Origin of the sequence: Paracidobacterium acidisoli, from assembly GCF_003428625.2 — a bacterium.
Classification (GTDB): Bacteria; Acidobacteriota; Terriglobia; order Terriglobales; family Acidobacteriaceae; genus Paracidobacterium; species Paracidobacterium acidisoli.
Genome location: NZ_QVQT02000002.1, coordinates 704,921 through 724,081, shown reverse-complemented (window position 1 = coordinate 724,081; position 19,161 = coordinate 704,921). Strand labels below are relative to the sequence as shown.

Sequence of the window (19,161 nt, the reverse complement as noted above, 5' to 3'; positions counted from 1 at the left end):
TCCGCGGCGGGCCGGTTTTGCGGGCCCTGCTGCCGGTCCTGATGGCGGTCCTGCTCGAAACCTGCCCTGTATTTGCTCAAACCCCCGCCAGCCTGCCTCCCGCGCCCCCGGCGGTGACGACGTTTTTTCCGCTGAGCGAGGTGCATCGCGGGCTGCAGGGCGTGGCGTACACGGTTTTTGAGGGCACGAAACCGGAGCCGATGGGCGTGGAGATTCTGGGCGTGCTGCACAACGCGCGCGGCCCGCGGCAGGACATGATTCTGGCGCGGCTGGAAGGGAAGAAGGCCGAGTACACGGGCGTGGTTGCGGGCATGAGCGGCAGCCCGGTGTATATCGACGGAAAGCTGCTGGGCGCGCTGGCCTTCCGCATCGGGCAGTTCAGCAAGGAGCCGATTGCCGGTATTACGCCGATCGGCGAGATGCTGCAGGTACGCGATACCGCGCCGAGCGCGGAGAACGACACGGAGCTGGCGCAGAGCGGAATTCAGAACGGGACAGAGAACAGCGGAACGCCGGGCGCGCAGGAAGAGCCGGTGGCGGTCTCGGCGGGCGGGGCGTCGCGGACGGTGCCGGATTCGCCGCTGATTCAGCCGATGGAGACGCCGCTGGTCTTCAGCGGATTCAGTCCGGAGGCGGTGCAGCTCTGGAAGCAGCATGCTCCGGTGGCGGGGCTGATGCCGGTGGCGGGGATCGGCGGCTCGTCGAGCGACGAGAAGCAGCCCGACCCGGTGGTTCCGGGCTCGGCGGTGAGCGCGGTGATTGTGCGGGGCGATCTGGATATCTCGGCGACCTGCACGGTGACGTATGTCGACCCGAAGCAGCTGCTGGCATGCGGGCATCCGATCACGCAGTTCGGGCCGGTGAACATGCCGATGACGAAGGCGGATGTGGTGGCGACGCTGGCGTCGCCGCTGAACGCGTTCAAGATCATCAACACGACGGAGACGGTGGGCTCGTTTACGGAGGATCGCGAGTCGGCGATCAAGGGCGTGTTCGGGCGGACGGCGCGGATGATTCCGGTGACGCTGCGGATTACGGGCGACCAGAACCGGAGCCTGCACTTCGAGGTGATCGATCAGCCGCAGATTACGCCGATGGCGCTGATGGTCTCGGTCTTTCAGGGGCTGATGGGGCAGAACAGCTACTCGGCGGAGACGACGTACCGGCTGCAGGGGACGGTGAAGCTGGCGGGGTATCCTTCGCTGAAGCTGAACAACCTGCTGGCGCCGACGGATCTGCTGCCGGCGAATCTGCAGGCGGCGCTGGCGCTGGGCGAGGGGTTCACGAAGCTCTACGACAACGCGGCGCGGCGGACTCCGATCGAGAGTGTGGATATCGAAGTGAAGGCGATTCCGCGGCGGCTGACGGCGCAGATGGAGAGCGCGCAGGTGAGCGCCTCGGAGCTGCACGCGGGCGACACGGTAACGGTGGAGGCGACGATCCGGCCGTGGCGCGGCGAGCCGCACAATGTAAGGATTCCGGTAAAGCTGCCGGCGACGCTGCCGGACGGCCAGGTGCGGCTGCTGGTGAGCGACGGAGCAACGCTGGACCGGCTGCTGCAGCCTCCGCAGTTTGGAGGGCAGCCGCTGGACGTGGAGGCGACGATCGCGCAGCTGAACAGCGCGCATCCGGGCGACCGGCTGTACGTGACGCTGCTGACACCGGACGCTCAGGCTTCGGTGGATGGACGGACGCTGACGGCGCTTCCGCTTTCGATGGCGAACGTGCTTTCGCCGCTCCAGGACAACCACGGCATGACGCTGCACGGCGAGTCGGCGATGCCGGTGGCGTCGGTTCCGCTGGACGCCGTACTTAGTGGGTATCAGGTTCTTACGCTGCAGGTAGAATAGGGTTCGCCGTTACCTTTGGAACGAGGTTCCCTCTGCCATGGCAACTATTCAGGGCTACGCTGTCTACGCGGCCGGAGCGGAACTGCTCCCGCTGAAATACGAGACGGGCGAGCTGCGGCCCCAGGACGTCGAAGTACGCATTTCGCACTGCGGCGTATGCCACAGCGATGTGCACCTGATCGATAACGACTGGGGAATGAGCCTGTATCCCTTTATTCCCGGGCATGAGATTGTGGGCACGGTGAGCGAGACGGGCTCGCTGGTGAAGCACTTTCAGCCGGGAGACCGGGTGGGCATCGGCTGGCAGGCGGACAGCTGCGGGCAGTGCGAGTGGTGCCGCAGGGGCGAAGAGAATCTGTGCGCGCAGGCGCAGCCGACGTGCGTGCGGCGGCATGGCGGATACGCGGAAGCGGTGCGGGTGAATGCGCGCTTCGCGGTAAAGATTCCGGAGGCGCTCGAAAGCGAGAAGGCGGCTCCGCTGCTGTGCGGCGGCATTACGGTCTACAACCCGCTGCGCACGCTGGGCGTGAATCCGTCGTCGCGGGTGGGCGTGATCGGGATCGGCGGACTGGGCCATCTGGCGCTGCAGTTTGCGCGGGCCTTCGGCGCGGAGGTGACGGCGTTTTCGACCTCGGCGGCGAAGGAAGAGGAGGCGCTGTCGTTCGGCGCGCACCGCTTCGTGAACTCGCGCGAGTCGAAGGGCGTGAAGGCGCTGGAGGGGACCTTCGATCTGATTCTCTCGACGATCAATGCCGATCAGGACTGGTCGGCGTATGTGAGCGCGCTGCGCCCGCACGGAACGCTGTGCTTTGTGGGCGCGCCGCCGAAGCCGGTTTCGCTGCCGGTCTTTCCGCTGGTGTCGACGGCGAAGAGCGTGTGCGGATCGAATACGGGCAGCCCGAGCCGCATTGCGGAGATGCTGGATGTGGCCGCGCGGCACGGCATCGGCGCAAAGACGGAGCGCTTCAAAATGGCCGACGCGACCCAGGCGGTGAAGCGGGTGCGGAAGAACCAGGTACGCTACCGGGCGGTGCTCGCCAGTTAGAGGCAGCTGGTGAGGCGGTCGGCTAACGTCCGGTCAGCTGGTGAAGCGGTCAGCGGGAAAACAGCTTTCCAGCGGTTCTTTTTTCTGTTTGTGGAGCTTTCGGGAAAGAGAACATTCCTGCATGCCTTCGCTGACCGTATTTCCGCTGGCCGTTTTTTCGCTAACAGCTTTTTCGCTGTCCGCTTCACAGCTGGCCGTTTCCTGGCTGACCGCTTCTCCGCTAGACTCAATCCAGCATGATGCGCCGCCTGGCTTTGCCTTTCTTTACCCTCCTTCTCGTGTTTCTCCCCGCACTCCGAGCCTACTCGCAGGGAACGCGCCTCTGGACCGAATCGACCTTTGACGGACTGGAAAAGGGCACGCCGGATGGCGTGGCCATTACCAGCGACGGACGTCTGGTGCCGGGGCCGGAGAGCCGCGCGGTGTATACGACGCCTTCCACCTATGTATGGTCGGTGGCAGCGGATCGCGAGGGAAATGCGTATGTGGCGACGGGCACGCCGGCGACGGTGCTGAAGGTGACGCCGGCCGGAAAGGCGACGACGCTGTTTACCAGCAGAGACCTGAGCGTGCAGGTGGTGCGCGTGGGTCCGGATGGAGCGGTGTATGCGGCGACCTTGCCGAGCGGAAAGGTCTACCGGCTCGATCCGAACACGGCGGATCGCACGGAAGAGAATGCCACGGTGGTCTTTGACCCGGCGGCGACGGCGGAGAAGCCGAAGTATGTATGGGACATGGCCTTCAATGCCACGGGGCGGCTGTATGTGGCGACGGGCGCGCCGGCGGCGGTGTATCGCGTGGCGAATGGCGCGAAGCCGGAGCTCTTCTTCAGAAGCGATGAGCAGCATATCCGCTCGATTGCCTTCGATGCGGCGGGGAATCTGATTGCGGGATCGGATGGATCGGGGCTGATCTACCGCGTCGACAAAGCGGGCAGCGCGTATGTGCTGTACGACTCGCCGAAGAAGGAGATCACGTCGGTGATCGTGGCTCCGGACGGCACGATCTATGCCGCGGGCGTGGGAGACAAGGGGCACAATACGCTGCCTCCGCTGCCGGTGACGGGAGCGACGTCGGTGACGGCGACGATCACGATCATCGCGCCGGGCTCGGTGCAGGCCTTCAACGGCAATACGCTGATCCCGAACGGGTCGGAGATCTACGAGATTCCGCCGGCCGGGAAGCAGGCAGGCTCGACGGGCACGACGGAGCCTTCGGGCGCGCCGCGGAAGCTGTGGAGCGGACACGACGATATCGTCTACGCGCTGGCGTGGACGAAGGACGGGTTGCTGGCATCGACGGGCAACCGCGGGCGCATCTATCGCATTCAGGAAGACGGCACCTACGCCGATGTGGCGCATCTGGAGGCGTCGCAGGCGACGGAGTTTGCGAAGACCGCGCAGGGGCTGTATGTGGGCACGGCCAATGCGGGCAAGCTGTATCTGCTGAGCAGCGGCGAGGCAGCGGAGGGCAGCTACCTGAGCGATGTCTTCGACGCGGGCGCGTTCACGCGCTGGGGTCGCGCGGAGGTGGAGGTCGGCGGCGGAGCGCAGGCGAAGAACTTCGAGCTGTATATGCGCGCCGGCAATGTGGAGAATCCGCTGCGGGCGTGGGGCGAGTGGAAGAAGGTGACGCCAAACGACGGCGAGCCGGGGATCGACGCATCGCGCTTCGTGCAGTGGAAGGTGGTGCTGCATCCGGGCGCGGAGGTGGGTTCGGTGGGGATCAATTTCCTGACGGTGAACCTGGCTCCGGTGGTGGATGAGGTGGTGGTGGCGCCGGGCGCGAGGGTGAATCCGGCGGTGGCGCAGCAGGCACAGCAGCAGCAGGTGACGATCAATTTTCCGGCGCCTCAGAACGTGATCTCGTATACGGCCGATCCGGCTCGGGAGCCGCTGGCGGCGGTGAGGGACAAAGGCGCGGTGACGGCCCGGTGGGTGGCGCACGATGAAAATGGTGACGATCTGCTCTATTCGATCTACTACCGGGGCGAGGGCGAGCGGGACTGGCAGATATTAAGGAATCGGGTGAGAGATCCATACTATTCCTTTGATTCAACGAGGCTTCCGGATGGGCGGTACCGGCTGAAGATCGTGGCCAGCGATGCGCCGTCGCATAATCCGGGCGAGGCGCTGACGGGCAGCCGCGAGAGCGAGGAGTTTGTGGTGGATACGACGCCTCCGGCGGTGAACGGACTGGATGCGCAGAGGGTGAACGGGAAGATCCACGCCACATTTACGGCGGTGGATGCGACCTCGCCGGTGACGCACGCCGAGTATTCGATCGACGCGGGGCGCTGGCAGTATGTGGAGCCGTCGGGCAGCCTGGCGGATTCGCTGACGGAGAAGTTCGATTTTGACGCGCCGCTGCCGCACGACGACGACGTGCCGGCGAATTTGCGGCCCGATCCGCAGGAGCATGTGATCGCGATTCGGGTATATGACAGGTATGACAACATGGCGACGGTGAAGGCGGTCGTCCGCTGAGCGGCCATGCGCTTTGAACTTTTCATCGCGGCGCGGTATCTGCGGGCGAAGCGCCGCCAGGCGGTGGTCGGCATTATCACGGCGATCTCGGTGGCGGGGGTCGCGGTGGGTGTGGCATCGCTGATTCTGGCGCTGGCGATCACCAACGGCACGCGGCATGACCTGCAGGACCGGCTGCTGGCCTCGACGGCGCACGTCGATCTGATGCGCACGATGAACGACGGCATCCGCAACTGGCGTCCGCTGACGGAGCGGCTGCGGCGGCTGCCGCATGTGACGGCGGCTGCTCCGGGGCTGTATGAGCCGGTGCTGATCTCGCACGGGGCGCAGGCGGGCGGGGCGATGCTGAAGGGGATCATTCCGTCGGAAGAGCGGACGGTGAGCGATCTGCTGTCGAACCTTGCAGAGGGCAGCGCGGCGCCGCTGTCGGCCCAGGCCAATGCAGAGGACGGGACGAGCGAGCCGACCCCGCCTCTGGTGATCGGCTACGACCTGGCGAATACGCTGGGCGTGAAGGCGGGCGACACGGTGATGGTGACGAGTCCGCAGGGCGAGCTGACGCCGTACGGGCTGGTGCCGAAGTACCAGCGGTTCCAGGTGACGGGGATCTTTCACTCCGGCTTTTATCAGTACGACTCGGGGTATGGGTTTATCCGGCTGACGGACGCGCAGAAGCTGTTCAGCGAGCCGGACCTGGTATCGGTGATCTCATTCAAGGTGGACGATCTGTATCACGCGGACCGGATCGGCCGGGAGATCGAGCAGGCAGCCGGAGCGGGCTTTTCGACAACTAACTGGATGGAGCAGAACCGCGAGCTGTTTCGCGCGCTGAAAGAGGAGCAGGTGGTCACCTTTATCGTGATCGGCCTGATTGTCTGCGTGGCAGCGCTCAATATTCTGATCGCGCTGACGATGATGGTGATGGAGAAGACGAAGGACATCGCCGTGCTGCTGTCGATGGGCGTTCAGCCGGGGCAGGTGCGGCGCATCTTTCTGCTGCAGGGCTTTCTGATCAGCGTGATCGGGACGGCGATCGGGCTGGTGGTGGGCTATACACTGGCGTGGGCCGGGCATCACTACCGCTTCATCCATCTGGCGGCCGATGTGTACTCGCTCGACTACCTGCCGTTTGCGCCGCGGCTGATTCACGGAGTGATTGTGACGGCGGTTTCGCTGGGGGTGTCGCTGCTGGCCACGCTGTATCCTTCGAGCTCGGCGGCGAAGGTGCTGCCGGCAGAGGCGCTGCGCTATGAGTAGGAGCGGGCACAGGGCGCAGAGCGCAGGGCTCAGGAAACAGGGCGCAGGGCACAGAAAAGGCTCGGACGATTCTGCGAACGGAGTGGGCTTTGCTGGAATCGCTGTCATTTTGCTTTTTGTGATGTTTGCTGCGCGGGGCGCGTGGGCCTATTCGTTCCTGACGCATGAGGCGATCATCGATCTGACCTGGGATGCGGCGATCCGGCCGCTGCTGCTGGAGCGCTTTCCGGGGACGACCGAGGCCCAGTTGCGCGAGGCGCATGCCTATGCGTACGGCGGCTCGGCGATTCAGGATGCGGGCTATTATCCCTTCGGGCATACGTTCTTCAGCGAGCTGACGCATTACGTGCGGACCGGGGATTTTATCTCGAATATGATTCACGACGCGCGCAACGTGAACGAGCTGGCCTTTGCGCTGGGCGCGCTCTCGCATTACGTGGGCGATACGGTGGGACACAGCGAGGCGACGAATCCTTCGACGGCGATCGTCTTTCCGAATCTCGAGAAGCAGTACGGGCCGGAGGTGACGTATGAGGAGAGCCCGCATGCGCATATCCGGACGGAGTTCGCCTTCGATATCGATGAGCTGAGCAGCAGGCGGTTCGCGCCGGCGTCGTATCTGCGGCATGTGGGGCTGAGGGTGTCGCGGCGGGTGCTGGAGGAGGCGTTTTATCAGACGTACGGGCTGCGGCTGCACGACGTTCTGGGGAACGAGTTCGCGTCGTTTCGAAGCTACCGGTCGTCGGTCGAGAATCTGCTGCCGCGCTTTGCCTATGCGGAGGTGCTGCTTTACCGGAAGCGCTTTCCGCAGGATGAGCCTTCGCCGGCGTTTACGGAGTTTACGCAGCGCCTGAAGACGGCCGATGCGGAGAACGGGTGGGAGACGTTCCGGAAGAACAAGGTCAGCTTCCGGACGCGGCTGCTGGCGGTGCTGATCTTTCTGACGCCGAAGTTCGGTCCGATGTCGTGCCTGGCGATTCGCGGCCCGAATGAGCAGACCGAAGAGAAGTATATCGACAGCGTGAATCACAGCATGGATGTGTATACGAAGCTGCTGGGCGGGCTGGGGCAGAAGGGGCAGGACGGCTTTCAGCTGGCCAATCTCGACCTGGATACGGGCAATAAAATCCGTCCGGGAGGATACCGGCTGACGGATGAGACGTATGCGAAGCTGCTGGCGACGATTACCCGCGACGATGTGCGGGTGCATGTTCCGGCGGAGCTGCGGCGCAATGTGCGGGAGTTCTACTCGAATCCCGATGCGCCGATTGAGACCAGGAAGCATCCGCGGCAGTGGAAGAAGGTCATGCGCGAGCTGGCGACGATCGAAGCGCCGCGGTAACGCGGAGAGATGATCCGCTGTTGCGATGAGGCTGCAAAAGTAACACTCCACTACCCCAATTTCGCCATTCCGCGTCCAACGGAAAGAAGTGCATTCTTCCCTTTCGGGGTTGAAGAGTGATACAGGTAGATATGGGGATGGTTTCAGCCAGCGACGATTTCCCAGGGCGACCGGACTCCGCCGGGCTGCGTCCTTCTGCCTTTCCCGAGCATCCATATGTCATTCAGGTAAGGAACCTGCGGAAGGAATACGTCACCGGCCGGGGAAGGCTGGTTCTTTTCGACGGTCTGAGTTTTGACCTGGCGCAGGGCGAGATGCTGGCGATTGTCGGCCAGTCGGGAGCGGGAAAAAGCACACTTTTGCACATGCTTGGCGCTCTTGATGCTCCTTCAGAGGGTGACGTATACTGCGCCTCAATTCAGTTGAGAACACTGAACAGCAGACAGGCAGCCGCGTTTCGGAACCGCGAGGTGGGGTATGTCTGGCAGTTTCATTACCTTCTGCCCGAGTTTACGGCGCTGGAGAACGTTGCCATGCCGCTGCTGGCCCGGGGAGAGCCGAAGGCGAAGGCCTTCAGAAGTGCGGAGCAGTGGTTGAACGAGGTAGAGCTGGGTGACCGGGTCACGCACCGCGCCGGAGAGCTTTCCGGCGGGGAACAGCAGCGGGTTTCCCTTGCCCGCGCGCTGGTGACGGGACCGAAGGTACTGCTGGCCGATGAGCCGACGGGAGACCTGGACAGCCGGACGGCTGAGATGGTCTTCAGTCTGATCGAACGGCTGCATCAGACACACTGTCTGACGTCGGTGATTGTGACGCACAACATGATGCTGGCGCAGCGATGTAGCCGGGTTTTGCGGCTGGAAAAAGGCCGCGTGGATGAGGTGTCTCCGCGAACGCTGCAGTAGAGATGGCAGCCGGAGGCGGAGAAGCCTGTTTTGAAAGACCGGAAGGGGAGAAACGGCTCGTTCCGGAAGTGGGATGGATGCGGAGATCGCACCCAGCCTGAAGGTCGCTCCCGTATTGCCGTTATTTACCGGCAGGGGCGATGACAAGGGACGAAGGCACTGGACGCTGCTGCGTCCGCCGGCACACGACCGGCGGGACAGGCGGCGGAGAGGCTTTCTCAGGGGGAATATGTTCGAACGCTACACGGAAAAAGCGCGTCGAGTGATCTTCTTTGCCCGGTATGAGGCGAGCCAGTTCGGCTCACCCTATATCGAGACGGAACACCTGCTGCTGGGCCTGCTGCGCGAGGATAAGGCGTTAACCAACCGCTTTCTCCGCTCGCATGCATCGGTTGAATCGATCCGGAAACAGATTGAGGGCCATACCACGATTCGCGAGAAGGTTTCGACCTCGGTCGACCTGCCGCTCTCGAATGAATGCAAGCGGGTTCTGGCCTATGCCGCCGAAGAGGCGGAGCGGCTGTCGCACAAACACATTGGAACCGAGCACCTGCTGCTGGGTCTGCTGCGCGAAGAGAAGTGCTTTGCGGCGGAGATTCTGCATGAGCGCGGGCTGAAGCTGCTGGCGATTCGCGAGGAGCTGGCGCGGGCGACGCAGGAGAAGGCTCCGGCGCAGCAGAGAAGCCGGGAGTCGAGCCTGCTGGCGGAGTTTTCGCGCGACCTGACCCAGGCGGCGCTGGACAGCCAGCTTGACCCGCTGGTGGGACGCGACCAGGAGCTGGAACGGGTGATCCAGATTCTGTGCCGGAGAACGAAGAACAATCCGGTGCTGATCGGCGAGCCGGGCGTGGGCAAGACCGCGATTGTGGAGGGCCTGGCGCAGCGCATCTCGGACGGAGACGTGCCGAGCTTTCTGGCCGACAAGCGGGTGCTGGCGCTGGACCTGTCGCTGATCGTGGCCGGAACGAAGTACCGCGGCCAGTTCGAGGAGCGGCTGAAGACGATCATGAAAGAGCTGATGGAGAATCAGAACTCCATCATCTTTATCGATGAGCTGCACACGCTGGTGGGCGCGGGATCGGCCGAAGGATCGCTGGATGCGGCCAACATTCTGAAGCCGGCGCTGTCGCGCGGCGAGATTCAGTGCATCGGCGCAACCACGCCGGGCGAATATCGCAAGTCGATCGAGAAGGACCGGTCGCTCGAACGGCGCTTCCAGGCGGTGAAGGTGCCTCCTCCGAATGAAGAGGACGCGATCAGGATCATCATGGGCATCAAGGACCGCTATGAGAAGTTCCATGCGGTGAGCTACACGGATGACGCGATCAATTTTGCGGTGGCGCACTCGAACCGCTACATCTCGGACCGCTTTCTTCCGGACAAGGCGATCGATCTGATCGACGAGGCGGGAGCGCGGGTGAAGCTGCGCCAGACCTCGCTGCCGGAGGAGATCACCGAGGTTCAGAAGCGGATCAAGTTCATCGTGCACCGGATGGAGAACGCGATCGCGAACCACGAGTTCGAGAAGGCGCGCTTCTATTCGGACGAGGAGCGCAAGGAGCGCGAGAACCTGCGCGCGCTGCGCGACAAGTATCATCTCGACGATTCGACGGCGGGCATTGTGGGCCGCGAGGACATCGAGGACGTGGTGAGCCGCTGGACGGGCGTGCCGATCACGTCGATCAAGGAAGAAGAGACGCAGAAGCTGCTGCGGGTGGAAGAAGAGCTGCACAAGCGCGTGATCTCGCAGGACAAGGCGATCTCGGCGCTGGCGCGGGCGATTCGCCGCTCGCGCGCGGGGCTGAAGTCTCCGCACCGGCCGATCGGCTCATTCCTCTTCCTGGGACCGACGGGCGTAGGCAAGACGGAGATGGCGCGCACGCTGGCGCAGTTCCTGTTCGGAAGCGAGAAGGCGCTGATCCGCTTCGATATGTCGGAGTTCATGGAGAAGCACTCGGTCTCGAAGCTGATCGGGTCGCCTCCGGGCTATGTGGGCTACGAGGAGGGCGGACAGCTTACGGAACGCGTGAAGCGCTCGCCGTACTCGGTGGTGCTGCTGGATGAGATCGAGAAGGCGCATCCGGATGTGTTCAACATTCTGCTGCAGGTCTTTGAAGACGGACAGCTGACGGATGGACTGGGCAATACGGTCGACTTCAAGAACACGATCATCATCATGACGTCGAATATCGGCGCACGGCACCTGCAGCGCAAGCAGGGGCTGGGCTTCCAGAGCGAACGGGAAGACCTGGTGATGGAGAAGATCGAGGACCTGGTGAAGAACGAGGTCAAGCGGACCTTCAATCCGGAGTTCCTCAACCGTATCGACGAGATCATTCTCTTCCAGTCGCTGACGGATGCGGACCTGATCCAGATCCTGGAGCTTCTGGTGCAGCAGCTGAACGCGAACCTGGCGCAGAAGGCGATCACGATCTCGGTGACCGAGGATGCGAAGAAGTGGATACTCGAGAAGACGCTGGTGGACCGCAGCTACGGAGCGCGTCCGCTGCGCCGCGCACTGCAGCGCTACGTGGAAGATCCGCTGTCGGAGGCGCTGATTGCCGGCGGCATCACGGAGCGTCCAGCCTTCCTCGAGGTCTACCTCGAGAACAACCAGCTCTTCTATCGTCCGGTCGGAAGCGAAGGGGCGGAGAAGATGGACGGCGTGCTGCTGTACAGCTGATTCGTTGATTCATCACAAGCCAAAAGCCCTGTCCCGCGGGACAGGGCTTTTCTTTTCCGGCGTGATGAATCTTTGGCGTGGCTGACTGGTGGATCGATCAGCTGATGGTAGAGACCGCTTTTTTCACGGTGCTCTGCGCGGTGTCGACGACGTCAGCGACGGCTTCGCGGCCACGCTTCACATATTTTTCGGCCTGATCGCCGAGGGTGCTGGCGGTGTCGCGGATGTACTCGCCCGCGTCCTCGATATTGCGGCGGAGCTGACGGCGGGTGCGATCGCCGGTTTGCGGAGCGTAGAGGAGAGCGACGGCGGCTCCGGCGGCGACGCCAATGGTGAAGGCCGCCCAGACTTTAACGGAATTCATAAAGGACACTCCTTTATTGTTTGGGCAACCAGGCCCTTTTTGTTGAGATACCGCGAAGCGCGCCGGGGTTGCTGAAGTCTCCGGCGCGGCAGCGCGTTTCCATGATGCGAGCGGGCGAATTACAAGCGCAGATATTTTCTTTGACTACATTCCCAGGTACTGGACGTGGACATACGCGCCGGTTTCGACGTTGTAGAGCAGATACCAGCCGGGGTGGTCGGGGTCCTCATAGACGACGAAGTCGTCGCCGCAGTCCCAGCACCAGTCGGCGGCGATGGCCCAGTCCCAGTCGGCGATGGCGAACCCGTAGCCTCCGGGGAACCAGAAGCGATGCGCGTTGCGGTCGATGCGGAGGACGTTGAAGCGATTGCCAGGACCGATGCGGTCGAAGTGACCGTGCGCGAAGGGATGATCGATGTGGAAGCGCGGGTCGTTGGCGGGCTCGTGTCCATACCAGGTGTTGTGGTTGACGTGCGGCGTGCTGTTGACGCGTCCGCCGGAGAAGTGTTCGATATCGGGCCTGGTGCCGGGAGCGGGACGCGCGGCCGGAGGCGGCGGGAGATGTCCCTGATTGGCGCGCGGCATGGCGTGAGGCTGTGACGGGGCACGGTGCTGGGCGAGCAGGGGAGTGGCGGCGAAGAGCGCCACCGCAGGCACCAGAAGCATCAGACGAGCTTTCATTCGTTCCTCCCGGAGTTCCAGTGGTCTGAATACTATACAGGGAGAGTGCGGAATGAAAAGAAAACTCTTCCCACCTTAGCTTCCCACCCCGATTGTCGGGGGCTTCTCCCGGGTCTCGCTGACGCGAGACGAGAACTTCCCCACCTTAGCCGCCAACGGCGGGCGGCGAAGATGGGCACCCGGGATTTTTCGAAGGGAAAGAAAATGCAGATCCCTCCGCTGCGCTTCACTTCGTTCCGCTTCGGTCGGGATGACAAAGAGGAAGTCGAGGTGACAAGGAAAGAGTCGGGATGACAAAGGGGGAGAATGTTTGTGCCATGTTCGAAAGATGGACATGGGACACCCGGCACCCGGCTGAAGAGCTTTACACCAGAATGCAAAAAGGCCGCGGCTGAGCGCGGCCTTTTGCGTGAGGCGGGATGAGGGCTACCGCTTTGCGCTGAGCTGCTGTGCCTGGAGAGTGACCAGCTCGCTGAGGTCCTGCTTTTCGAGGCCGTGGACGGTCTTGTTGAACTCGTCGACCTTGCTGGACCAGTTCATGGAGCAGAACTTCGGGCCGCACATGGAGCAGAAGGCCGCTTCCTTGTAGTAATCGTCGGGCAGCGTTTCGTCGTGCATGGAGCGGGCGGTTTCCGGGTCGAGGGAGAGCTCGAACTGCTTCTCCCAGTCGAAGGTGTAGCGGGCGTAGCTGATGGCGTCGTCGCGGTCGCGGGCGCCGGGGCGATGCCGGGCGAGATCGGCGGCGTGGGCGGCGATCTTGTAGGCGATCATGCCGTCCTTGACGTCCTTCTCGTTGGGCAGGCCGAGGTGCTCCTTGGGCGTGACGTAGCAGAGCATGGAGGCGCCGTGCCAGCCGATGAGCGCCGCGCCGATGGCGCTGGTGATGTGGTCGTAGCCGGGAGCGATGTCGGTGACCAGCGGTCCGAGGGTGTAGAAGGGCGCGCCGAAGCAGTACTCGACTTCCTTGTCGACCTGCTCCTTGATCTTGTCGAGCGGCACGTGGCCGGGGCCTTCGATCATGACCTGCACGTCGCTCTCCCAGGCCTTTGCGGTGAGCTGGCCGAGGGTTTTGAGCTCGGCGAACTGGGCGTCGTCGGAGGCGTCGGCGATGGAGCCGGGGCGGAGACCGTCGCCGAGCGAGAAGCTGACGTCGTGCTTTGCCATGACCTTCACGATGCGGTCGAAGTGCTCGTAGAGGAAGTTCTGTTTGTGATGGTGGGTCATCCACTGGGCGAGGATGGCGCCGCCGCGGCTGACGATGCCGGTGATGCGCTTTGCCACCATAGGCACGTACTGGATGAGGACGCCGGCGTGGACGGTGAAGTAGTCGACGCCCTGCTCGGCCTGCTCTTCGATGACTTCGAGATAGACGTCGATGTTGAGGTCTTCGAGGCGCTTGACACGGTTGAGGGCCTCGTAGATAGGCACGGTTCCGATGGGCACGGGTGAGTGGCGCAGGATGGCATCGCGGATCTCGGGGATGTTGCCGCCGGTGGAGAGATCCATGACGGTGTCGGCGCCGAACTGGACGGCCATGTGCAGCTTGCGCAGCTCTTCTCCGATATTGGAGGAGACGGCGGAGTTGCCGATGTTGGCGTTGACCTTGCAGCGCGAGGCGATGCCGATGGCCATCGGCTCCAGCTCGGGGTGGTTGATGTTGGCGGGAATGATGAGGCGGCCCGCGGCGATCTCATCGCGCACCAGAGCGGCGGAGATATTCTCGCGTTTTGCGACGTACTCCATCTCTTCGGTGATCAGACCTTTACGCGCAAAGTGCATCTGCGACACGTTGGTGTCGCCGGTGCGGGCGGCTTCGGCCCTGCGCTTCACAATCCATTCGGCGCGGGGCTTCAGGATTTCGAGTGTGGAATTGGTAGCCATGATCACCTCTGTCTCAGGAAAAGAATCTCGTGTACTTCATTGGATGATGTCGCAGAAAGAACTTTTCAGGATTATAAATTGACGGCGCGGAGACGAAGCGCGGATAGCAGCGACCTGCGCTCACGGCGGGGTCTCTGTTTACATTTCAGGATTGGATGGGATTCCGGCGAAACGCACGCTCCACTGCATACTGAGGAAATAACGAATGTCGAATGAGAGCGGCACCAGGATAATTTACAGGAGGACGCCGGAGTCGGCGGCCATGCTGGCAAACGTCAGACGGGCGATGGCGATCACCGCCGCGCTGAACCGTTTGACGTTCGACGATGCAGACGCAATTCGGGCCCTGTTCAGCGAACTCATCGGCAAAAAGGTCGATGAGAGCTTTCTGCTGATCCCGCCTTTCTATACTGCCGGCGGGGACGAGATCCGCGTGGGACGTAATGTCTTCGTCAATCAGAACTGCACGTTCTATGACCTTAGCGGCCTCGATATTGCGGACGATGTGATGATCGGGCCGAATGTGAGCCTCATCACGGCGGGACATCCGCTTGAGCCTTCGCAGCGCCGCGCCGCGACGATCGGAAAGCCCATTGTGATTGAGAGAAACGTCTGGATCGCAGCCGGCGCAACGGTTGTCGGCGGGGTGACGGTGGGCGAGAACTCGGTTGTAGCTGCGGGCTCGGTCGTCACCAGGGATGTTCCTCCGAATGTCCTTGTGGGAGGAAATCCGGCGCGGGTGATTCGCTCGATTGGCGAGGACTGAAGGAAGATCCGCCAGCGGCGCGAGTGGAAATTCGAACCGGGAGATGATCGCGCGCACGCAGGAGTGGACGGCAGAGGGGCGCGAGCGAGTAAAATAAATCCGTCATGAATAAAGGCAACCAGGGATTGCGCATCGGAATCGCCATGATGGTCGTGGTGGGGGTGATCGCGTGGCTGGCGATTACCGGCGTTGAGGCGAACAAGAGCTACTACGTCACGATCAGCGAGCTGCAGGCGATGGGATCGAAGGCGTATACCCGCCATCTGCGCGTGGCTGGCAATGTGCTGCCGGGCACGATCGCGCGCAGTGGAACGAATGCGGACTTCGTGCTGGTGGAGAACGATAAAAAGCTGCACGTTGCCTATATCGGTGAAGAGCCGCCGCCGGATACCTTCAAGGACAATTCGCAGGCGCTGGCCATCGGCACCTTCGGACATGACGGCGTCTTCCATGCCACGCAGCTGCAGGCCAAGTGCGCGTCGAAGTACGCGCCGAAGAATACTCCGGGCCAGCCGGGAGACAAGCCGGCGGTTGCGGCGACTAACGCGGCAGCGGTGATGCCGGCCATGGCGGCGAAGTAGCCCGCGGTTGTCAGTTTCCGGTCCTCAGTTTTCAGTGAATGCCATTGTGCGGGAATGCGGGCTTTGGAGCTGACAGAGAGCCCTCTGCAGGGACTGGCCACTGAGAGCGCGCCCTCTACTGCTGCTTATACTCCCAACAGCATGCCTGAACCTATCGCCGAGCTGGAATCCGTCTCGAAGCTATACGGCACGTTCGCCGCGCTGCGGAAGGTCTCCGTGAGCTTTGAACGGGGGCGCTGCTATGTGGTGCTGGGCGCAAACGGAGCAGGGAAGTCGACGCTGCTGCGGATGCTGGCCGGACTGCTGCGTCCGAGCTACGGCAGGATGCGGGTCTTCGGCGAGGAAGATCCGGCAAATGTGCGCGACCGCATCGGCTATATGAGCCACGCGACGATGCTGTACGACGAGTTTACGGGCGTCGAAAATCTGCGTTACTTCGCAAACCTGTACCGCGGGCGCGCGTGCATGAAGCCGGAAGAAGCGCTGGAGGCGGTGGGGCTCGATCCGTCGCTGAACAGGCCGGTGGGGCAGTATTCGCAGGGCATGCGGCAGCGGGCGTCGCTGGCGCGGGTGCTGCTCTCGCAGCCGGAGCTGCTGCTGCTGGATGAGCCCTTCTCCAATATGGACATCGAGAGCGCGCACCAGATGCTGCGGCTGCTGGAGACCTTTCGCTCGGAGCAGAGAACGATTCTGCTGACGACGCATCAGCGGGAGCTGGCGGAGCCGCTGGCGGATTTCATGCTGCGTCTGCGGGCGGGCAGCGTGGAGTCGCTCTCGGACGGGCCGCATGCGCAGGGCTGCTTCGCGCCGGAGGCGGGCCGATGAAGACGAACGGAGCGCGCTTTCTGGATTCGCTGGGGATCGCGTACGAGATCCGCGAATATGAGGTTGCGCCGGAGGAGTTTTCCGCAGTGGTGGTGGCGGAGAAGATCGGACTGCCGGCGGAGCAGGTCTTCAAGACGCTGCTGTGCACGACGAGCGATCGCGAGCATGTGTTTGCGGTGATTCCGGGCGACGCGGAGCTGGACTTTAAAAAGCTGGCCGCTGCGGCAGGAGCGCGGAAGGCGGAGATGGTTTCGCTCAAAGAGGTGCAGCCGCTGACGGGCTATGTGCGCGGCGGGGTGACGGTCTTCGGCGCAAAGAAAGAGTTTGCGGTGTATGCGGACGAGACGCTGGAGCTGTTCGATGTGATCTCGGTCTCGGCGGGCGCGCGCGGAGTACAGATGGTGCTGGCGCCGGGGGATTATCTGCGGGCATCTAAGGCGGTGGTGGCGGATCTGACGAAGGACGCGAGAGCGGCGGAGCACTCCGGATGAGGCAGCCTTACTTTCTGATCCACCTGGCGAAGGATCTGCGGCTGGAGTGGCGGTCGAAGGACGCGATCAACTCGATGCTGTTCTTCGCGGTTCTGGTGGTGGTGCTGTTCAGCCTGGCCTTCGATCCGACGAGAGAGGCTTCGCGGCAGATTGCCGGAGGGATTCTGTGCGTGGCGACGATGTTTGCCGCGGTGAGCGCGCTGAACCAGGCGTGGGCGCGCGAGCTGCGCCATCAGGTGCTGGATGCGCAGCGTATGGCGTCGGCGCCGGGGGCGGCGCTGTTCCTGGGCAAGGTGCTGGCGAACTTTATCTTCGTGATGGCGGTGGAGATTCTGCTGGCGCCGCTGTTCGTGGTCTTCTACAACCTGCATCCGCTGGGCAATGCGTGGCTGCTGGGGCTGGTGATGCCGCTGGGGACCTGGGCGCTGATTGTGAACGGGGTCTTCTTTGCGGCGCTGTCGATCCGGACGCGCAGCCGGGAGCTGCTGCTGCCGCTGCTGCTGTTTCCGATCTTTATTCCGGCGCTGCTGGGAATGGTGCTGTCGGCGAATGCGATTCTGACGGGGGATTCGGACCCGGGGCTGTGGATCAAGCTGCTGGCAGGGTACGACATCATCTTCACGACGATCAGCCTGCTGCTCTTCGAGGTGATTCTGCACGCGGAGGGCTGACCGCCCGGGTATACGCGCTTCGCGCCTCAAGGGGCAGGCGATCTCGCAGACAGCCACGACCAATCGGCCAGAATGGACATGTGGGCTAAGCAGCCATCAGCCCTGGAGGGCAGATGGGCATGCAGATCGCCAGGGCAAAGCTGCCGATGTCGGAACGGCCAGCACTACCAGTTGCCGCTGTGATGCATATGCAGCAGATGTGCTGCGGAGAAAGCCACGAACCACAGGCCCACGACCAGTGAGCCGAGTGCCACGACCATCTTGCGAGCCTTCCGGTCTTCCGGATGATGAAGGCGCTGCTTGCCGACGCCAAAGATCTGACCGCCGATGCCGATGCCCAGCAGAAGGGCGCCGAAAAGAAGGGTAAACCATGCCATGGGCAACATTTGTACTCCTCTCCCTTAACAAGTGGGAAGAGATTTTTCAGAAATTTTGATGTCTGCGAATCGAGGTAAAGGGCCGGGATCGGTTTTGCCGCATGAAAGCCAGGTTGTGAAGAAGTGAACGGGAGATTGCAGGGAGAGGAAACTCTGCCGTGCCAGCGGTGCGCATGCTCCGGTACACTGGGGCGAAAGGCTCTTCCAGAGGAACTCCCATGAAGTTGTTTCGATGGCTCTTTGCGGCTGCAACGGTTGCGGCGCTTGCCAACGCCTTTCGCGTGGCGATGTTCGTGGTGCCTGCCGATAAGGAGCAGGGCGATATCTTTCGCATCTTCTTCTACCACTTTCCGTCGGCGATGATGACGTTTCTGTTCTTCTTCATCAGCTTTGTCGCCTCGATCGTTTACCTGGTGAAGCGGCGGTCGAATCCGGCGGGCGCTCTGAAGGCGGATGCGCTGGCGCTGGCCGCGGCGGAGATGGGCGTGGCCTTCTGCACGGTGGTGCTGATTACCGGACCGCTGTGGGCGAGGCCGGTGTGGGGCATCTGGTGGACATGGGACGAGCGGCTGACGTCGACGCTGGTGCTGTATCTGATCTATATCGCGTACCTGCTGCTGCGGCGCTTTGCGGCGGGTCCGCAGATGCGGACGCTGGCGGCGGTGATGGCCATCTTCGGTTATGTCGATGTGCCGATCGTCTATATGTCGACGCGGTGGTGGAGGACGCAGCATCCCTCGCCGGTGTTTTTCGGCGGAGAGAATGCGGGGATCGATCCGAGCATGATGCCGGCGGTGTGGTGGAATCTGGCCGCGTGGCTGGCGTGGGGGATTCTGATCATGAGCTGGCGGTATGCGGCGGAGCACCGTCTGCAGGCCGCAGAGCAGCGGGAAGCGCTGAAGGCGCTGGAAGTCTAGAGATACAAGGCCGAGCGGGAGAAGCTATGAGTCCGATGT

17 protein-coding genes are annotated in these 19,161 nt (G+C 62.8%); 13 read left to right on the top strand and 4 right to left on the bottom strand.

The window, feature by feature from the left end; all coding sequences use genetic code 11:
• Positions 1-41: 41 nt before the first annotated feature.
• The 7 genes from D0Y96_RS06885 (at position 42) to D0Y96_RS06855 (ending at position 11,568) form a co-directional block, all read left to right on the top strand.
• A complete protein-coding gene (locus D0Y96_RS06885; RefSeq protein WP_158562271.1) occupies positions 42-1,850 on the top strand; it encodes a SpoIVB peptidase S55 domain-containing protein in 1,809 nt (602 codons plus the stop codon).
• Between the two features lie 37 nt (positions 1,851-1,887).
• The gene (locus D0Y96_RS06880) at positions 1,888-2,895 is read left to right on the top strand and encodes an NAD(P)-dependent alcohol dehydrogenase (protein ID WP_117298575.1); all 1,008 of its coding nucleotides are present in this window, start codon (positions 1,888-1,890) and stop codon (positions 2,893-2,895) included.
• Positions 2,896-3,131: 236 nt separating this feature from the next.
• Positions 3,132-5,381 carry a ligand-binding sensor domain-containing protein gene (locus tag D0Y96_RS06875; protein WP_117298574.1) on the top strand — a complete coding sequence of 750 codons (2,250 nt, stop codon included), beginning with the start codon at positions 3,132-3,134 and terminating at the stop codon, positions 5,379-5,381.
• A gap of 6 nt (positions 5,382-5,387) precedes the next feature.
• Complete coding sequence (locus D0Y96_RS06870) at positions 5,388-6,638, top strand: FtsX-like permease family protein (RefSeq protein ID WP_117298573.1); 1,251 nt, start codon at positions 5,388-5,390, stop codon at positions 6,636-6,638.
• 82 nt (positions 6,639-6,720) lie between these two features.
• Positions 6,721-7,980 (top strand): zinc dependent phospholipase C family protein, encoded by a 1,260-nt coding sequence (locus D0Y96_RS06865; protein ID WP_158562269.1) that lies wholly within the window; start codon positions 6,721-6,723, stop codon positions 7,978-7,980.
• A 131-nt stretch (positions 7,981-8,111) separates the two neighbouring features.
• Positions 8,112-8,885 carry an ABC transporter ATP-binding protein gene (locus D0Y96_RS06860; protein WP_252263527.1) on the top strand — a complete coding sequence of 258 codons (774 nt, stop codon included), beginning with the start codon at positions 8,112-8,114 and terminating at the stop codon, positions 8,883-8,885.
• A gap of 229 nt (positions 8,886-9,114) precedes the next feature.
• Complete coding sequence (locus D0Y96_RS06855; RefSeq protein WP_117298570.1) at positions 9,115-11,568, top strand: ATP-dependent Clp protease ATP-binding subunit; 2,454 nt, start codon at positions 9,115-9,117, stop codon at positions 11,566-11,568.
• Between the two features lie 97 nt (positions 11,569-11,665).
• Here the strand turns inward: D0Y96_RS06855 and D0Y96_RS06850 are convergent, their stop codons facing one another.
• The 3 genes from D0Y96_RS06850 to thiC form a co-directional block, all read right to left on the bottom strand.
• On the bottom strand, positions 11,666-11,932 hold the full coding sequence (locus D0Y96_RS06850) for a YtxH domain-containing protein (protein ID WP_117298740.1): 267 nt from the start codon (positions 11,930-11,932) through the stop codon (positions 11,666-11,668).
• A gap of 144 nt (positions 11,933-12,076) precedes the next feature.
• On the bottom strand, positions 12,077-12,613 hold the full coding sequence (locus D0Y96_RS06845; RefSeq protein ID WP_117298569.1) for a hypothetical protein: 537 nt from the start codon (positions 12,611-12,613) through the stop codon (positions 12,077-12,079).
• A gap of 426 nt (positions 12,614-13,039) precedes the next feature.
• On the bottom strand, positions 13,040-14,494 hold the full coding sequence (gene thiC, locus D0Y96_RS06840) for a phosphomethylpyrimidine synthase ThiC (RefSeq protein ID WP_117298739.1): 1,455 nt from the start codon (positions 14,492-14,494) through the stop codon (positions 13,040-13,042).
• A gap of 205 nt (positions 14,495-14,699) precedes the next feature.
• On the opposite strand from thiC, the gene D0Y96_RS06835 reads away from it, so the two are divergent.
• The 5 genes from D0Y96_RS06835 (at position 14,700) to D0Y96_RS06815 (ending at position 17,828) form a co-directional block, all read left to right on the top strand.
• Positions 14,700-15,260, top strand: a complete 561-nt coding sequence (locus D0Y96_RS06835; RefSeq protein WP_117298568.1) for a sugar O-acetyltransferase — start codon at positions 14,700-14,702, stop codon at positions 15,258-15,260.
• 104 nt (positions 15,261-15,364) lie between these two features.
• On the top strand, positions 15,365-15,841 hold the full coding sequence (locus D0Y96_RS06830; RefSeq protein ID WP_117298567.1) for a cytochrome c maturation protein CcmE: 477 nt from the start codon (positions 15,365-15,367) through the stop codon (positions 15,839-15,841).
• A gap of 63 nt (positions 15,842-15,904) precedes the next feature.
• Positions 15,905-16,666, top strand: a complete 762-nt coding sequence (gene ccmA / locus D0Y96_RS06825) for a heme ABC exporter ATP-binding protein CcmA (protein WP_350448993.1) — start codon at positions 15,905-15,907, stop codon at positions 16,664-16,666.
• A complete protein-coding gene (gene ybaK / locus D0Y96_RS06820; RefSeq protein WP_117298565.1) occupies positions 16,663-17,157 on the top strand; it encodes a Cys-tRNA(Pro) deacylase in 495 nt (164 codons plus the stop codon). The genes ccmA and ybaK overlap by 4 nt, the downstream gene beginning before the upstream one ends.
• Positions 17,154-17,828 carry a heme exporter protein CcmB gene (locus tag D0Y96_RS06815; RefSeq protein WP_117298564.1) on the top strand — a complete coding sequence of 225 codons (675 nt, stop codon included), beginning with the start codon at positions 17,154-17,156 and terminating at the stop codon, positions 17,826-17,828. Before ybaK ends, D0Y96_RS06815 begins: the two co-directional genes overlap by 4 nt.
• Before the next feature lie 164 nt (positions 17,829-17,992).
• On the opposite strand, the gene D0Y96_RS06810 is transcribed toward D0Y96_RS06815, so the two are convergent.
• Positions 17,993-18,214, bottom strand: coding sequence for a hypothetical protein (locus D0Y96_RS06810; protein ID WP_147324954.1), 222 nt, complete (start codon positions 18,212-18,214; stop codon positions 17,993-17,995).
• Between the two features lie 209 nt (positions 18,215-18,423).
• On the opposite strand from D0Y96_RS06810, the gene D0Y96_RS06805 reads away from it, so the two are divergent.
• Entirely contained in the window at positions 18,424-19,122 is a 699-nt protein-coding gene (locus D0Y96_RS06805; protein WP_117298562.1) for a cytochrome c biogenesis protein CcsA, read from the top strand.
• Positions 19,123-19,161 lie beyond the last annotated feature (39 nt).

Coding starts and splice junctions, on each gene's coding strand:
- D0Y96_RS06805 (WP_117298562.1), top strand. CDS start 18,424: ATGAAGTTGTTTCGATGGCTCTTTGCGGCTGCAACGGTTGCGGCGCTT.
- D0Y96_RS06810 (WP_147324954.1), bottom strand. CDS start 18,214: ATGTTGCCCATGGCATGGTTTACCCTTCTTTTCGGCGCCCTTCTGCTG.
- D0Y96_RS06860 (WP_252263527.1), top strand. CDS start 8,112: ATGGGGATGGTTTCAGCCAGCGACGATTTCCCAGGGCGACCGGACTCC.
- D0Y96_RS06850 (WP_117298740.1), bottom strand. CDS start 11,932: ATGAATTCCGTTAAAGTCTGGGCGGCCTTCACCATTGGCGTCGCCGCC.
- D0Y96_RS06830 (WP_117298567.1), top strand. CDS start 15,365: ATGAATAAAGGCAACCAGGGATTGCGCATCGGAATCGCCATGATGGTC.
- D0Y96_RS06845 (WP_117298569.1), bottom strand. CDS start 12,613: ATGAAAGCTCGTCTGATGCTTCTGGTGCCTGCGGTGGCGCTCTTCGCC.
- D0Y96_RS06835 (WP_117298568.1), top strand. CDS start 14,700: ATGTCGAATGAGAGCGGCACCAGGATAATTTACAGGAGGACGCCGGAG.
- D0Y96_RS06855 (WP_117298570.1), top strand. CDS start 9,115: ATGTTCGAACGCTACACGGAAAAAGCGCGTCGAGTGATCTTCTTTGCC.
- D0Y96_RS06875 (WP_117298574.1), top strand. CDS start 3,132: ATGATGCGCCGCCTGGCTTTGCCTTTCTTTACCCTCCTTCTCGTGTTT.
- ybaK (WP_117298565.1), top strand. CDS start 16,663: ATGAAGACGAACGGAGCGCGCTTTCTGGATTCGCTGGGGATCGCGTAC.
- D0Y96_RS06885 (WP_158562271.1), top strand. CDS start 42: ATGGCGGTCCTGCTCGAAACCTGCCCTGTATTTGCTCAAACCCCCGCC.
- D0Y96_RS06815 (WP_117298564.1), top strand. CDS start 17,154: ATGAGGCAGCCTTACTTTCTGATCCACCTGGCGAAGGATCTGCGGCTG.
- thiC (WP_117298739.1), bottom strand. CDS start 14,494: ATGGCTACCAATTCCACACTCGAAATCCTGAAGCCCCGCGCCGAATGG.
- D0Y96_RS06870 (WP_117298573.1), top strand. CDS start 5,388: ATGCGCTTTGAACTTTTCATCGCGGCGCGGTATCTGCGGGCGAAGCGC.
- D0Y96_RS06880 (WP_117298575.1), top strand. CDS start 1,888: ATGGCAACTATTCAGGGCTACGCTGTCTACGCGGCCGGAGCGGAACTG.